The following is a 13,567-nucleotide window of genomic DNA, read 5'->3' as shown; positions in this document are numbered from 1 at the left end:
ATAGCGAATTCTTTTTCATGAAGATCAAGAGCGTCTTTCCCGGTAATCCGTGAAGAACCATAAAAAAGCCCTGAGCAAGTCAGGGCTTTTTTATCTTTCGTTGTGCCGATTCAGATCGAGATCGGCACAGGGCAGGAGCTCGGAATCAATCCCAGCTCAGCGCGCCGCCAGTCTGATACTCGATCACCCGAGTCTCGAAGAAGTTCTTCTCTTTCTTCAAGTCCATGATTTCGCTCATCCATGGGAACGGGTTGGTGGTGCCTGGGTATTCTTCTTTCAGGCCGATCTGCGACAGGCGACGGTTGGCGATGAACTTGAGGTAGTCCTCCATCATCGCTGCGTTCATGCCCAGTACGCCGCGCGGCATGGTGTCGCGAGCGTATTCGATTTCCAGTTGGGTGCCCTGGAGGATCATCTGGGTGGCTTCTTCCTTCATCTCGGCATCCCACAGGTGCGGGTTTTCGATCTTGATCTGGTTGATCACGTCGATACCGAAGTTCAGGTGCATGGATTCGTCGCGCAGGATGTACTGGAACTGCTCGGCGACGCCGGTCATTTTGTTGCGGCGGCCCATGGACAGGATCTGGGTGAAGCCGCAGTAGAAGAAGATGCCTTCCAGAACGCAGTAGTAGGCGATCAGGTTGCGCAGCAGCTCTTTGTCGGTGTCGACGGTGCCGGTTTCGAACTTCGGATCGGAGATCGAACGGGTGTACTTCAGGCCCCAAGCCGCTTTCTTCGCGACCGATGGAATCTCGTGGTACATGTTGAAGATCTCGCCTTCATCCATGGCCAGCGATTCGATGCAGTACTGGTAGGCGTGGGTGTGGATCGCCTCTTCGAACGCCTGGCGCAGGATGTACTGGCGGCATTCCGGGTTGGTGATCAGGCGGTACACGGCCAGCACCAGGTTGTTGGCAACCAGGGAGTCGGCGGTGGAGAAGAAGCCCAGGTTGCGCATCACGATGCGGCGCTCGTCGTCGGTCAGGCCTTCCGGGTTTTTCCAGAGGGCGATGTCGGCGGTCATGTTGACTTCTTGCGGCATCCAGTGGTTTGCGCAACCGTCCAGGTACTTCTGCCAGGCCCAGTCATATTTGAATGGCACGAGCTGGTTGAGGTCGGCGCGGCAGTTGATCATGCGCTTTTCATCGACGGCGACACGGGCGGAAGCACCTTCCAACTCGGCCAGGCCTTCGGCGATGTCGAGCTGGTCCAGAGAGGCCTTGGCACGGGCAACGGCAGCAGAATCGTTGGCGGTTACGGCGCGGGCTTCGAGAGCGGCGGCACCACCGGCGCTGTCGAGTTTGTCCATGGCAGCTTCGGCAGCGTGGCCGGCGTTGGCGCCTTTAACGGCGACTTCGCCTTCTTCTTTGTCGAATTCGTCCCAGCTCAGCATGACGTGTCGTCTCCTGCGTGAGGGCCAGATGCCCGTGTGAAAACTGATGGTTGGCTTTTCACACGGCCGAACTGGCCGCGTTGGATCTTAAGGAATCGTTTGTTGCAGCAGCTAACGCAGGCAATAAACAAAAATATGTACGGGAGTTCCGAGGCGGTTATGGGCACAGAGGACCGGGTCGATTTCTGCGCTGGCTTCGGATTGGCTGTTTATCCCTGTAAGGGAATATTGCAGGCCCGTTTTAAGGCCGCATTATAGGGACTTTTTTGCCGCTGTGGTGCGACGAAGTGGCTCACGATTCGGCCGGCGAGGGGCGTTATCGCGGCGGAGCGAGGGTTTACAAGGCTTTGGCCGGCGAAGATTTTTTTTCACCCCGTTTGGCGTGTTTTTGCCGCCTCGAGTTGATCGCAGGCGTTGAAGATTTTGCGCGATGCTCTGCAAGCCCCGTAGGACGTGACTTACAGGGAAGGGTAGGGGCTTTGGTAGACAGGATTGTGTTCAATTTCTGCTGAAAATTGTCGAGTGAGGTTTCTGCTCAAAAAATAAGCAAAAAAACTCTTTTGCCACTACATCTTGTGTTGGATGGTCAATTTTTGACCTTTGAAACACTACTGTCCCGGCTTGCCATCCGAGGTCGCTTCTGACGCTCGAGAAAGCATTTGCGGACCTCCATCAAGCCCCTCGGAGCGATACAAAAACGCTCCCCGCAAGCTGGCTCGACAGATGAGAAAAGGGAGTGCGAAGGCCGTGGTCGCACTGCGTTGGGCGATGGCTTGCAACACGTCTGGTTTCAGTTGTGCATCTGGCCATCTTTGCCGCAAGAAAGAGCTCTTGCGGCCGGCACTTATTGGAACTTGAAGAGCAACTTGAATATCAGCCGTTAGAGCAGCCGCTACCCATGACGCGGTATTGCAGAATATGCCGCAGGCCTTTCGAGTCTTCATATTCCATACGCGCGGGTACAACTTCGCATACATTCGGAACTTCGCTCATGGAGATAACTTTGGCGATGTCTAGGTCGGACGAGTAAGAGTATTCCTCTACGGGCGGTTGCTGGCTGGCGACATCAGTCGGGATCTCGTCGGCCATTGCTGTAGCGCAAAGACTGCTGAGGGCCAGAACTAATAAAGCTTTCATTTTGATTTCACCTTTCTAAGGTCGTGTGGGGTCACGCAGCCTTTGTGGGGCTGCGTGTGGAACTTGAGTGGAAGTCTGGATTAACTGCCTTCGTGGGGGCTGTAACTTGGTTAATCACATTGCCTTGTTGGCGAGGTTGATTTTAGGCGCCTGAGTAGGTGCTATACAGGCGTGCTTTTGATAAACACTATTGACGGTTTTTGTAACAATCCCGGCAAAAACGCCCCCCAGTGGCCTGGCAGCGGTCCGCTACTTGCCGCAGAAGCTGCTGCAAGTACCGTAATAGAAGGGCTAAAGCACTTTTCAGGGGGATTGGCCGGGGGTTGTTACTACCATCGTCGAATGGTTCTATAGGCCCGCCCCGGCTACAACGGGGTCATACAACAACAACTATGTCACCGAGGTAAGAAAGATGAGTGCGGCTTCTCTGTATCCCGTTCGTCCCGAGGTTGCGGCCAACACGCTGACTGACGAGGCGACCTACAAGGCCATGTACCAGCAGTCGGTCGTCAACCCGGACGGCTTCTGGCGCGAACAAGCCAAGCGCCTCGACTGGATCAAGCCTTTCACCACGGTGAAGCAGACCTCCTTCGACGATCACCATGTCGATATCAAGTGGTTTGCCGACGGCACCCTCAACGTTTCCTACAACTGCCTGGATCGCCACCTGGCCGAGCGCGGCGATCAGATCGCGATCATCTGGGAGGGCGACGATCCTTCCGAAAGCCGCAACATCACCTACCGCGAACTGCACGAGCAGGTCTGCAAGTTCGCCAACGCCCTGCGTGGCCAGGACGTGCACCGCGGCGACGTGGTGACTATCTATATGCCGATGATCCCCGAGGCCGTGGTCGCCATGCTGGCCTGTACCCGGATCGGTGCGATTCACTCGGTGGTGTTCGGTGGCTTCTCGCCGGAAGCACTGGCCGGCCGCATCATCGACTGCAAGTCCAAGGTGGTGATCACTGCCGACGAAGGTATCCGCGCGGGCAAGAAGATTCCGCTCAAGGCCAATGTCGACGACGCGCTGACCAACCCGGAAACCAGCAGCATCCAGAAGGTCATTGTATGCAAGCGCACCAATGGCCAGATCAAGTGGAACCAGCATCGCGACATCTGGTACGAAGACTTGATGAAGGTGGCTGGTACCGTCTGCGCGCCAAAAGAAATGGGCGCCGAGGAAGCGCTGTTCATCCTTTATACCTCCGGTTCCACCGGTAAGCCCAAAGGCGTGCAGCACACCACTGGCGGCTACCTGCTGTATGCGGCCCTGACCCACGAGCGCGTGTTCGATTACCGTCCGGGGGAAATCTACTGGTGCACCGCCGACGTCGGCTGGGTCACCGGCCATACCTATATCGTCTATGGCCCGCTGGCCAATGGCGCGACCACCGTGCTGTTCGAGGGCGTGCCGAACTACCCGGACGTGACCCGCGTGGCGAAGATCGTCGACAAGCACAAGGTCAATATTCTCTACACCGCGCCGACCGCGATCCGCGCCATGATGGCCTCGGGTAGCGCCGCCTGCGAAGGCGCCGATGGCAGCAGCCTGCGCCTGCTGGGTTCGGTGGGTGAGCCGATCAACCCGGAAGCCTGGGACTGGTACTACAAGAACGTCGGTCAATCCCGTTGCCCGATCGTTGATACCTGGTGGCAGACCGAGACCGGCGCGACCCTGATGAGCCCGCTGCCGGGCGCCCATGCCCTCAAGCCGGGTTCGGCGGCTCGTCCGTTCTTTGGTGTGGTGCCGGCGCTGGTGGACAACCTGGGCAATATCATCGAGGGCGCCGCCGAAGGCAACCTGGTGATCCTCGATTCGTGGCCAGGCCAGGCGCGCACCCTGTATGGCGACCACGATCGTTTCGTCGATACCTACTTCAAAACCTTCCGTGGCATGTACTTCACCGGTGACGGTGCCCGTCGCGATGAAGACGGCTACTGGTGGATCACCGGGCGGGTGGACGACGTGCTCAACGTCTCCGGCCACCGCATGGGGACTGCCGAAATCGAAAGCGCCATGGTCGCACACCCGAAAGTCGCCGAAGCGGCGGTGGTCGGTGTGCCCCACGACATCAAGGGGCAGGGCATCTATGTCTACGTCACCCTCAACGGCGGCGAAGAGCCGAGCGAAGCACTGCGCCTGGAACTGAAGAACTGGGTGCGCAAGGAGATCGGTCCGATCGCCTCGCCGGATGTCATCCAGTGGGCGCCAGGGCTGCCGAAGACCCGTTCCGGGAAGATCATGCGCCGTATCCTGCGCAAGATCGCCACGGCGGAATACGACAGCCTGGGGGATATCTCCACCCTGGCCGACCCGGGCGTGGTGCAGCATCTGGTCGATACCCACAAGACCATGAACGTCGCCTAAGGCGAATCGGTCTCAGTGAAAGCCCCGCCCGGCCTTGTGCCGGGCGGGGCTTTTTTGTGAGCGCTACTGCCGCCTCCTGTAGCCGCTGCCGCAGGCTGCGATCGGCTCCGCAGGAGACGCGCTCTTGAAGGCCCTGAAAGGCCCTTCGGGCCATATCGCAGCCTGCGGCAGCGGCTACAGGCAGCGGCTACAGGCAGCGGCTACAGGCAGCGGCTTTTCGATCGAATAAATATCGGTATGTCCATCAGGCGTATCTGAATGTTACCGGCAGCAGGGAATGTGTAACCCGCTGCCCGGATTCGGGGCAATGAGAAACGCCAGGCCCCGTTTCAGGGCCTTTTCGGGGCCTGTAAAAAATAAGTCATAACGCTGCGCTTGCCGGAATAGAAGGCTTTGCGAATAATAGGCCCGCAATTTGCAACGTAGATAGGTTTATCGTCTTTTGCTCTTGCATAAACTTGAAGAGCTGTCAATGTGCTCGACCTGGTTTCTCAGTGCTTCTGTAATTTGTTGTCGCATTGAGGAAATATCGGCTTCGGGCCTGTCGTTAGAATGCCGATCACTCGCTCGTCGTAGCCTGCCGGAAACCCGCATGGGGTTCATGGCCAGGTCCTCAAGGACGCAGCACCGCTATCAGGTTCCACCCATTCGCATATTGGGCTGTCGCTCACTCTGCCGTTTTCGCCCTTTACCGATGGAGTCCTAAGATGAAGAAACTCGTGCTTCTTGGCGCCCTGGCACTGTCCTCCGTACTTTCCCTGCCGACATTCGCCGATGAAAAGCCTCTGAAAATTGGTATCGAAGCGGCTTACCCTCCATTCGCCTCCAAGGCTCCGGATGGCAGCATCGTTGGTTTCGACTACGACATCGGCAACGCCCTGTGCGAAGAAATGAAGGTCAAGTGCGTGTGGGTCGAGCAGGAGTTCGACGGCCTGATCCCTGCACTCAAGGTGCGCAAGATCGATGCGATCCTGTCGTCCATGTCGATCACCGACGACCGCAAGAAGTCCGTGGACTTTACCGGCAAGTACTACAACACCCCTGCGCGCCTGGTCATGAAGGCCGGTACCCAGGTCAGCGACGGCCTGGCCGAGCTCAAGGGCAAGAACATCGGCGTGCAGCGCGGTTCGATCCACGAGCGTTTCGCCCGTGAAGTGCTGGCTCCGCTGGGTGCCGAGATCAAGCCATACGGCTCGCAGAACGAGATCTACCTGGACGTCGCGGCCGGTCGCCTCGATGGCACCGTGGCGGACGCTACCCTGTTGAATGACGGCTTCCTGAAAACCGACGCCGGCAAAGGCTTCGCGTTCGTTGGCCCGGCGTTCACCGACACCAAATACTTCGGCGACGGCGTGGGTATCGCTGTACGCAAGGGCGATGCGCTGAAAGACAAGATCACCGGTGCGATCGCTGCCATTCGTGAGAACGGCAAGTACAAGCAAATCCAGGACAAGTACTTCGATTTCGACATTTACGGCCAGTAAATCGTCGAGTCAGCAAGTCCGAGATGGCGCAAGCAGCAGAATCTCTGAAGTTTGCGCCATTTTTTCATCCCAATTTTCGAGGACCTGAATCATGTTGAAAGGCTACGGGGCTGTCATCCTCGATGGCGCTTGGCTGACGCTTCAGCTTGCCTTGTCGTCCATGGCCCTGGCCATCGTTCTGGGTCTGATCGGGGTCGCGCTGCGCCTCTCGCCGGTGCGCTGGCTGGCGTGGCTGGGCGATCTGTATTCCACGGTGATCCGCGGGATTCCCGACCTGGTGCTGATCCTGCTGATCTTCTACGGCGGCCAGGACCTGCTCAACCGTGTCGCGCCCATGCTGGGTTACGACGACTACATCGACCTGAACCCGCTGGCCGCCGGTATCGGCACCCTGGGCTTCATCTTCGGTGCCTACCTGTCGGAAACCTTCCGCGGTGCCTTCATGGCGATCCCCAAGGGGCAGGCGGAAGCGGGCATGGCCTACGGCATGAACAGCTTCCAGGTGTTCTTCCGGGTGCTGGTGCCGCAGATGATCCGTCTGGCGATTCCAGGCTTCACCAACAACTGGCTGGTGCTGACCAAGGCCACCGCGCTGATTTCGGTGGTGGGCCTGCAAGACATGATGTTCAAGGCCAAGCAGGCGGCTGACGCCACCCGCGAGCCTTTCACCTTCTTCCTCGCGGTGGCGGCGATGTACCTGGTGATCACCAGTGTCTCGTTGCTGGCATTGCGTCACCTTGAGAAGCGCTACTCGGTAGGCGTAAGGGCGGCTGATCTATGATCTTCGACTACAACGTCATCTATGAGGCCTTGCCGCTGTATTTCAGCGGCCTGCTGACCACCCTGAAACTCTTGGCCCTGTCGCTGTTCTTCGGTCTGCTGGTGGCGCTGCCCCTGGGGCTGATGCGGGTGTCCAAGCAGCCGATCGTCAACCTGAGCGCCTGGCTCTACACCTACGTGATCCGCGGCACGCCGATGCTGGTGCAGCTGTTCCTGATCTACTACGGCCTGGCGCAGTTCGATGTGGTGCGCAAAAGCTTCCTCTGGCCGTGGCTGTCCAGCGCGACCTTCTGTGCCTGCCTGGCGTTCGCCATCAACACCAGCGCCTACACCGCGGAAATCATCGCCGGCAGCCTCAAGGCCACGCCGAACGGTGAGATCGAGGCGGCCAAGGCCATGGGCATGTCGCGTTACAAGATGTATGCCCGCATCCTGCTGCCGTCGGCCCTGCGCCGGGCGCTGCCGCAGTACAGCAACGAAGTGATCATGATGTTGCAGACCACCAGTCTGGCCTCCATCGTGACCCTGATCGACATCACCGGTGCGGCCCGTACGGTCAACGCGCAGTACTACCTGCCGTTCGAGGCCTACATCACCGCCGGCGTGTTCTACCTGTGCCTGACCTTTATCCTGGTGCGCCTGTTCAAGCTGGCCGAAGGCCGCTGGCTGCGCTACCTGGCGCCGCGGAAGCACTGATATGGAACGCATTGACCACGCATTGCCGTGGAGCCACCTGGGCAGCGAGCGGCAGGTCTCGGTGTTCCGTTTCGGTCGCGGCGAGCGCAAGGCCTATATCCAGGCCAGCCTGCATGCGGACGAACTGCCTGGGATGCGCACCGCCTGGGAGCTGAAAAAGCGCCTGGCCGAACTGGAAGCCCAGGGCGCGCTGAATGGCGTGATCGAACTGGTGCCGGTGGCCAACCCGATGGGGCTGGGGCAACTGTTGCAGGGCAATCATCAGGGGCGGTTCGAGGCTGGCAGCGGCAAGAACTTCAACCGCGATTTCGTCGAGCTGAGTGCGCCGGTCGCGGCCCGTCTGGATGGATGCCTGGGGGATGACCCGCACGCCAATATCCAGATGATTCGCCAGGCCATGAGCGATGTGCTGGCCGAACTGTCGGCGCCATCGAGCCAGCTGCAAGGCATGCAGCGCACCCTCCTGAGCCACGCCTGCACCGCGGACGTAGTACTGGACCTGCACTGCGATACGGAAGCGGCGCTGCATATGTACGCCTTGCCGCAGCATTGGCCGCAGTGGCGCTCCCTGGCGGCCCATCTGAATGTGCGGGTCGGCCTGCTGGCGGAAGACTCCGGCGGCAGCTCGTTCGACGAAGCCTGTTCGCTGCCCTGGCTGCGCCTGGCGCGCCAGTTCCCGCAGGCACAGATTCCGCTGGCCTGCCTGGCGACCACCCTTGAGCTGGGCGGTCAGGCCGACACCGGTCGCCCGCAAGCCGAGGCGCATGCCGAAGGCATCCTGGCGTTCCTCGCCGAGCAGGGACTGATTGCGGGCGAGTGGCCGGCGGCGCAGCATGAAGCGTGCGAAGCCATGCCTTTCGAAGGCACCGAATTGTTGTTTGCGCCGCATCCCGGCGTGGTGAGTTTTCTGCGTCCGGCCGGTAGCTGGGTGGAGAAGGGCGAGCCGATTTTTGAAGTGATTGATCCCTTATCCGATCGGGTCAGCACCCTGTGTGCTGGCACCAGCGGCGTGTTGTTCGCCGTTGAGCGGCTGCGTTACGCCCAACCCGGTTTCTGGCTGGCCAAGGTGGCGGGGCGCGAAGCGCTGCGGCACGGGCGCTTGCTCAACGACTGACTGCTTTTGTGAGAACCGACAGCATGTACAAACTTGAAGTCCAAGACCTGCATAAACGCTATGGCAGTCACGAAGTGCTCAAGGGCGTGTCCCTGAAAGCGGCGGCTGGCGATGTGATCAGCATCATCGGCTCCAGTGGCTCCGGCAAATCCACCTTCCTGCGCTGCATCAACCTGCTGGAGCAGCCGCACGCCGGCAAGATCCTACTGAACAACGAAGAGTTGAAGCTGGTGGCGAACAAGGATGGAGCGCTGAAGGCGGCGGATCCAAAACAGCTGCAACGCATGCGTTCGCGCCTGTCGATGGTGTTCCAGCACTTCAACCTGTGGTCGCACATGACCGCCATCGAAAACATCATGGAAGCGCCGGTGCATGTGCTCGGCGTACCCAAGGCCGAAGCCCGTGCAAAGGCCGAGCACTACCTGGCCAAGGTCGGCGTGGCGCATCGCAAGGATGCCTACCCGGGCCATATGTCCGGTGGCGAGCAGCAGCGCGTGGCGATCGCCCGTGCGCTGGCGATGGAGCCTGAGGTCATGCTGTTCGACGAACCGACTTCGGCGCTCGACCCCGAGCTGGTGGGCGACGTGCTGAAAGTGATGCAGGCCTTGGCCCAGGAAGGCCGGACCATGGTGGTGGTGACCCACGAAATGGGCTTTGCCCGCGAAGTCTCGAACCAGCTGATATTCCTGCACAAGGGCCTGGTGGAAGAGAGCGGCAACCCGCGCGAAGTGCTGGTCAATCCGCAATCGGAACGTTTGCAACAATTCCTCTCGGGCAGCCTGAAGTAAATCACTCCCGTAACGCACCAAATTAGGTCATGCTGCGCACCGCGCGCCAGATGGTCTAATTTGGTTGCAGCCGCCTTTGGTCTCTAACACTGTTTTCGTTTCGGATTGCCCGCCATGACTGCCCATCGAATTGGTTTCCTGATTTGGCCCAGCACTAAAGCCTTGACGCTGGCGCTGGCCGAGGAGGCCTTGCGTGTCGCTCAGCGCGTGCATCCGGAAGTGATCTACGAACTGGCCTTCCTGCAGGCCGAGGCGCCGGCCGACGGCGCCTGGCAGCTGCCGGGCGAACCTTGGTCGGGCAAGCTCGAAGGCTGCCAGAAACTGTTCCTGCTGGCCGATGAGCCACCTGCCACCCTGGCGCCGGCCCTGAGCAGCGCGCTCAAGCAACTGGTGCGCGCCGGCTGTGTGATCGGTGGTTTGTCCGCTGGTGTGTATCCCTTGGCGCAGCTGGGGTTGCTCGACGGTTATCGGGCTGCGGTGCACTGGCGCTGGCAGGACGATTTTGCCGAGCGCTTCCCCAAGGTCATCGCCACCAGTCATCTGTTCGATTGGGATCGCGATCGCCTGACGGCGTGCGGCGGAATGTCGGTGCTGGATCTGTTGCTGGCGGTGCTGGCCCGTGACCACGGTGCGGAATTGGCCGGCGCGGTCTCGGAAGAGCTGGTGGTCGAGCGTATCCGCGAAGGTGGCGAGCGCCAGCGCATTCCGTTGCAGAACCGCCTGGGTTCCAGCCACCCGAAGCTGACCCAGGCGGTACTGCTGATGGAGGCCAATATCGAGGAGCCGCTGACCACCGACGAGATCGCCCAGCATGTGTGCGTCTCGCGTCGGCAGCTGGAGCGGATCTTCAAGCAATACCTCAATCGCGTGCCGAGCCAGTATTACCTGGAGCTGCGCCTGAACAAGGCGCGGCAGATGCTGATGCAGACCAGCAAGTCGATCATCCAGATCGGCCTGTCCTGCGGTTTCTCCTCGGGGCCACACTTCTCCAGCGCCTACCGCAACTTCTTCGGCGCCACACCGCGGGAAGACCGCAACCAGCGGCGTAGCAGCAGCCCGTTCGAGCTGTCTTCGGTGCCTTCCGAGCGCGGTTGATCCGCCTCTTCGTTTTGTCTGTCAGATTTTTATCGCGAGCAAGCTTCGCTCCTACACAAGAATGCGTTCCGTGTTGGAGCGAAGCTTGCTCGCGATGGCGTCGTTACGCCAGGCGCAAATCGTTGGACAATCCTGCCGTTAAAGCCTCCAGCAGTTTAAACTGCGCCTTTGCGACGCTATTTGTCGCATTGCCGTAAACCCGCGTAAAACCGGGGTTGGCGCTATAAGAAGTTGTCGCTTGGCGACAAGGCCGGGCAGAAAACTGTCCTTACAATCCCCCCATCGCTCGCCAGTTTCAGGCAGGCGTTCCTCTTCAGGAGACTCCGATGTCCGTTGAGCAAGCTCCGGTGCAACGCGCCGATTTCGATCAGGTCATGGTTCCCAACTATGCACCTGCAGCTTTCATTCCTGTGCGTGGCGCGGGCTCCCGAGTCTGGGATCAGTCGGGCCGAGAGCTGATCGACTTTGCCGGCGGGATCGCGGTCAACGTACTGGGCCACGCCCATCCGGCGCTGGTCGCTGCTCTGACCGAGCAAGCCAACAAGTTGTGGCATGTATCCAACGTCTTCACCAACGAGCCGGCCCTGCGCCTGGCCCACAAGCTGGTCGACGCCACCTTTGCCGAGCGCGCGTTCTTCTGCAACTCCGGCGCCGAAGCCAACGAGGCCGCCTTCAAGCTGGCCCGTCGTGTCGCTTTCGACCGTTTTGGCGCGGAAAAATACGAAATCATCGCGGCCCTCAACAGCTTCCACGGTCGCACCCTGTTCACCGTGAACGTGGGTGGCCAGTCGAAGTACTCCGACGGCTTCGGTCCTAAAATCACCGGTATCACCCACGTTCCCTACAACGATCTGGCGGCATTGAAAGCGGCGATTTCGGACAAGACCTGCGCGGTGGTACTGGAGCCGATCCAGGGCGAAGGCGGTGTGTTGCCAGCCGAGAAGGCTTACCTGCAAGGCGCCCGCGAGCTGTGCGACGTGCACAACGCGCTGCTGGTGTTCGACGAAGTGCAGACCGGCATGGGCCGCAGCGGCGAGCTGTTCGCCTATATGCACTACGGCGTGACCCCGGACATCCTGACCAGCGCCAAGAGCCTGGGCGGCGGTTTCCCGATCGCCGCGATGCTGACCACCGAAGCGCTGGCCAAGCACCTGGTGGTCGGTACCCACGGCACCACCTACGGTGGCAACCCGCTGGCATGCGCGGTGGCCGGCGCGGTGATCGACGTGATCAATACGCCCGAAGTGTTGAACGGTGTGAAGGCCAAGCACGATCGCTTCAAGACCCGTCTGCAGCAGATCGGCGAGAAGTACGGCCTGTTCACCGAAGTGCGTGGCCTGGGCCTGCTGCTCGGTTGCGTGCTCAGCGATGCCTGGAAAGGCAAGGCCAAGGACGTGTTCAACGCCGCTGAAAAAGAAAACCTGATGATCCTCCAGGCCGGTCCGGACGTGGTGCGTTTCGCCCCGAGCCTGGTGGTCGAAGAGGCGGACATCGAAGAAGGCCTGCAGCGCTTCGAGCGCGCGGTAGCCAAGCTGACCCAGGCCTGATTCGGGCCGCGGTACTCCTCGGCGCTTGTCTTCAGGGCCAGCGTCGAGCCCCATTTTCGGTGCCGGGCTGTCCCGGCATTTTTTTCCCTGAGTCGGCCTCCTGGCCGGCCTGTTTCGAGTAAGGAGTGACACCATGCTGGTGATGCGCCCCGCGCAAATGGCTGATCTGGGCGAGGTACAGCGTCTGGCTGCGGACAGCCCGATTGGTGTCACTTCCTTGCCGGATGACGTGGAACGCCTGAGCGACAAGATCGCGGCAAGCGAGGCTTCGTTCGCCGCCGAGGTGAGCTTCAATGGCGAGGAGAGCTACTTCTTCGTTCTCGAGGACACCGAAACCGGCAAGCTGGTCGGTTGCTCGGCCATCGTTGCTTCGGCCGGTTACTCCGAGCCGTTCTACAGCTTCCGTAACGAGACCTTCGTGCATGCCTCCCGCGAGCTGAAGATCCACAACAAGATCCACGTGCTTTCCCAGTGCCATGACCTGACCGGCAACAGCCTGCTGACCAGCTTCTATGTGGTCCCGGAGCTGGTGGGTTCGCCGTGGTCGGAACTCAATTCCCGCGGTCGCCTGCTGTTCGTCGCCAGCCACCCGGAGCGTTTCGCCGATTCGGTGGTGACCGAGATCGTCGGCTACAGCGACGAGAACGGCGACTCGCCGTTCTGGGACGCCATCGGCCGTAACTTCTTCGACCTCAACTACGCCGCCGCCGAGCGTCTGTGCGGGCTGAAAAGCCGTACCTTCCTCGCCGAGCTGATGCCGCATTACCCGATCTATGTGCCGCTGCTGCCGGATGCCGCGCAGGAAGCCATGGGCCAGGTGCATCCGCGGGCGCAGATCACCTTTGACATCCTGATGCGCGAAGGCTTCGAGACCGATCATTACATCGACATCTTCGACGGTGGCCCGACCCTGCATGCCCGGGTCTCGGGGATTCGTTCGATCGCCCAGAGCCGCGTGGTGCCGGTGAAGATCGGTGAGGTCGCCAAGGGCGGCGGACGCCAGTACCTGGTCGCCAACGCGCAGTTGCAGGATTACCGCGCGGTGATGCTGGAGCTGGATTACGCGCCGGGCAAACCGGTGACCCTGGATCTGCAAGCGGCCGAAGCCCTGGGCGTCGGCGAAGGTGCCAGCGTGCGCCTGGTGGCGGTTTAACGCCTTAAGCGA

The 13,567-nt window shown here is 60.4% G+C and carries 11 protein-coding genes; 9 read left to right on the top strand and 2 right to left on the bottom strand.

What is annotated here, in order from left to right; translation table 11 throughout:
* Positions 1–145: 145 nt before the first annotated feature.
* Both PVZ80_RS29590 and PVZ80_RS29585 read right to left on the bottom strand, forming a co-directional pair.
* Positions 146–1,393: a ribonucleotide-diphosphate reductase subunit beta gene (locus PVZ80_RS29590; protein WP_009050332.1), complete on the bottom strand. Its 1,248-nt coding sequence runs from the start codon at positions 1,391–1,393 to the stop codon at positions 146–148.
* Between the two features lie 873 nt (positions 1,394–2,266).
* The gene (locus tag PVZ80_RS29585; RefSeq protein ID WP_009050331.1) at positions 2,267–2,530 is read right to left on the bottom strand and encodes a DUF2790 domain-containing protein; all 264 of its coding nucleotides are present in this window, start codon (positions 2,528–2,530) and stop codon (positions 2,267–2,269) included.
* Between the two features lie 412 nt (positions 2,531–2,942).
* Here PVZ80_RS29585 and acs point away from each other — a divergent pair, with 412 nt between their 5' ends.
* From acs to aruF, 9 genes are all read left to right on the top strand, one after another.
* Complete coding sequence (acs, locus tag PVZ80_RS29580) at positions 2,943–4,898, top strand: acetate--CoA ligase (protein ID WP_009050330.1); 1,956 nt, start codon at positions 2,943–2,945, stop codon at positions 4,896–4,898.
* Between the two features lie 707 nt (positions 4,899–5,605).
* Positions 5,606–6,382, top strand: coding sequence for an ABC transporter substrate-binding protein (locus PVZ80_RS29575; RefSeq protein WP_009050329.1), 777 nt, complete (start codon positions 5,606–5,608; stop codon positions 6,380–6,382).
* A gap of 91 nt (positions 6,383–6,473) precedes the next feature.
* A complete protein-coding gene (locus PVZ80_RS29570; RefSeq protein WP_007921541.1) occupies positions 6,474–7,163 on the top strand; it encodes an ABC transporter permease in 690 nt (229 codons plus the stop codon).
* Positions 7,160–7,858 carry an ABC transporter permease gene (locus PVZ80_RS29565; protein WP_009050328.1) on the top strand — a complete coding sequence of 233 codons (699 nt, stop codon included), beginning with the start codon at positions 7,160–7,162 and terminating at the stop codon, positions 7,856–7,858. Before PVZ80_RS29570 ends, PVZ80_RS29565 begins: the two co-directional genes overlap by 4 nt.
* A gap of 1 nt (position 7,859) precedes the next feature.
* On the top strand, positions 7,860–8,972 hold the full coding sequence (locus PVZ80_RS29560) for a succinylglutamate desuccinylase/aspartoacylase family protein (RefSeq protein ID WP_273864909.1): 1,113 nt from the start codon (positions 7,860–7,862) through the stop codon (positions 8,970–8,972).
* Between the two features lie 23 nt (positions 8,973–8,995).
* A complete protein-coding gene (locus tag PVZ80_RS29555) occupies positions 8,996–9,760 on the top strand; it encodes an ABC transporter ATP-binding protein (protein WP_009045161.1) in 765 nt (254 codons plus the stop codon).
* Positions 9,761–9,874: 114 nt separating this feature from the next.
* Positions 9,875–10,855 carry a transcriptional regulator ArgR gene (gene argR / locus PVZ80_RS29550; RefSeq protein WP_009050326.1) on the top strand — a complete coding sequence of 327 codons (981 nt, stop codon included), beginning with the start codon at positions 9,875–9,877 and terminating at the stop codon, positions 10,853–10,855.
* Positions 10,856–11,181: 326 nt separating this feature from the next.
* Positions 11,182–12,402: an aspartate aminotransferase family protein gene (locus PVZ80_RS29545; RefSeq protein ID WP_273864908.1), complete on the top strand. Its 1,221-nt coding sequence runs from the start codon at positions 11,182–11,184 to the stop codon at positions 12,400–12,402.
* Between the two features lie 133 nt (positions 12,403–12,535).
* Positions 12,536–13,555 carry an arginine/ornithine succinyltransferase subunit alpha gene (gene aruF, locus PVZ80_RS29540; RefSeq protein WP_007921551.1) on the top strand — a complete coding sequence of 340 codons (1,020 nt, stop codon included), beginning with the start codon at positions 12,536–12,538 and terminating at the stop codon, positions 13,553–13,555.
* Positions 13,556–13,567 lie beyond the last annotated feature (12 nt).

Origin of the sequence: Pseudomonas sp. B3G-3 (assembly GCF_028640915.1) — a bacterium.
GTDB lineage: Bacteria > Pseudomonadota > Gammaproteobacteria > Pseudomonadales > Pseudomonadaceae > Aquipseudomonas > Aquipseudomonas chlororaphis_I.
The sequence above is the reverse complement of the archived record's forward strand: the minus strand, read 5'-3'. Positions and strand labels throughout refer to the sequence as shown.

What these genes read in the sequence shown, in the direction of transcription:
- PVZ80_RS29565 (WP_009050328.1), top strand. Translation starts at nt 7,160, where the DNA reads ATGATCTTCGACTACAACGTCATCTATGAGGCCTTGCCGCTGTATTTC.
- PVZ80_RS29555 (WP_009045161.1), top strand. Translation starts at nt 8,996, where the DNA reads ATGTACAAACTTGAAGTCCAAGACCTGCATAAACGCTATGGCAGTCAC.
- acs (WP_009050330.1), top strand. Translation starts at nt 2,943, where the DNA reads ATGAGTGCGGCTTCTCTGTATCCCGTTCGTCCCGAGGTTGCGGCCAAC.
- PVZ80_RS29545 (WP_273864908.1), top strand. Translation starts at nt 11,182, where the DNA reads ATGTCCGTTGAGCAAGCTCCGGTGCAACGCGCCGATTTCGATCAGGTC.
- PVZ80_RS29560 (WP_273864909.1), top strand. Translation starts at nt 7,860, where the DNA reads ATGGAACGCATTGACCACGCATTGCCGTGGAGCCACCTGGGCAGCGAG.
- PVZ80_RS29575 (WP_009050329.1), top strand. Translation starts at nt 5,606, where the DNA reads ATGAAGAAACTCGTGCTTCTTGGCGCCCTGGCACTGTCCTCCGTACTT.
- aruF (WP_007921551.1), top strand. Translation starts at nt 12,536, where the DNA reads ATGCTGGTGATGCGCCCCGCGCAAATGGCTGATCTGGGCGAGGTACAG.
- PVZ80_RS29570 (WP_007921541.1), top strand. Translation starts at nt 6,474, where the DNA reads ATGTTGAAAGGCTACGGGGCTGTCATCCTCGATGGCGCTTGGCTGACG.
- PVZ80_RS29585 (WP_009050331.1), bottom strand. Translation starts at nt 2,530, where the DNA reads ATGAAAGCTTTATTAGTTCTGGCCCTCAGCAGTCTTTGCGCTACAGCA.
- PVZ80_RS29590 (WP_009050332.1), bottom strand. Translation starts at nt 1,393, where the DNA reads ATGCTGAGCTGGGACGAATTCGACAAAGAAGAAGGCGAAGTCGCCGTT.
- argR (WP_009050326.1), top strand. Translation starts at nt 9,875, where the DNA reads ATGACTGCCCATCGAATTGGTTTCCTGATTTGGCCCAGCACTAAAGCC.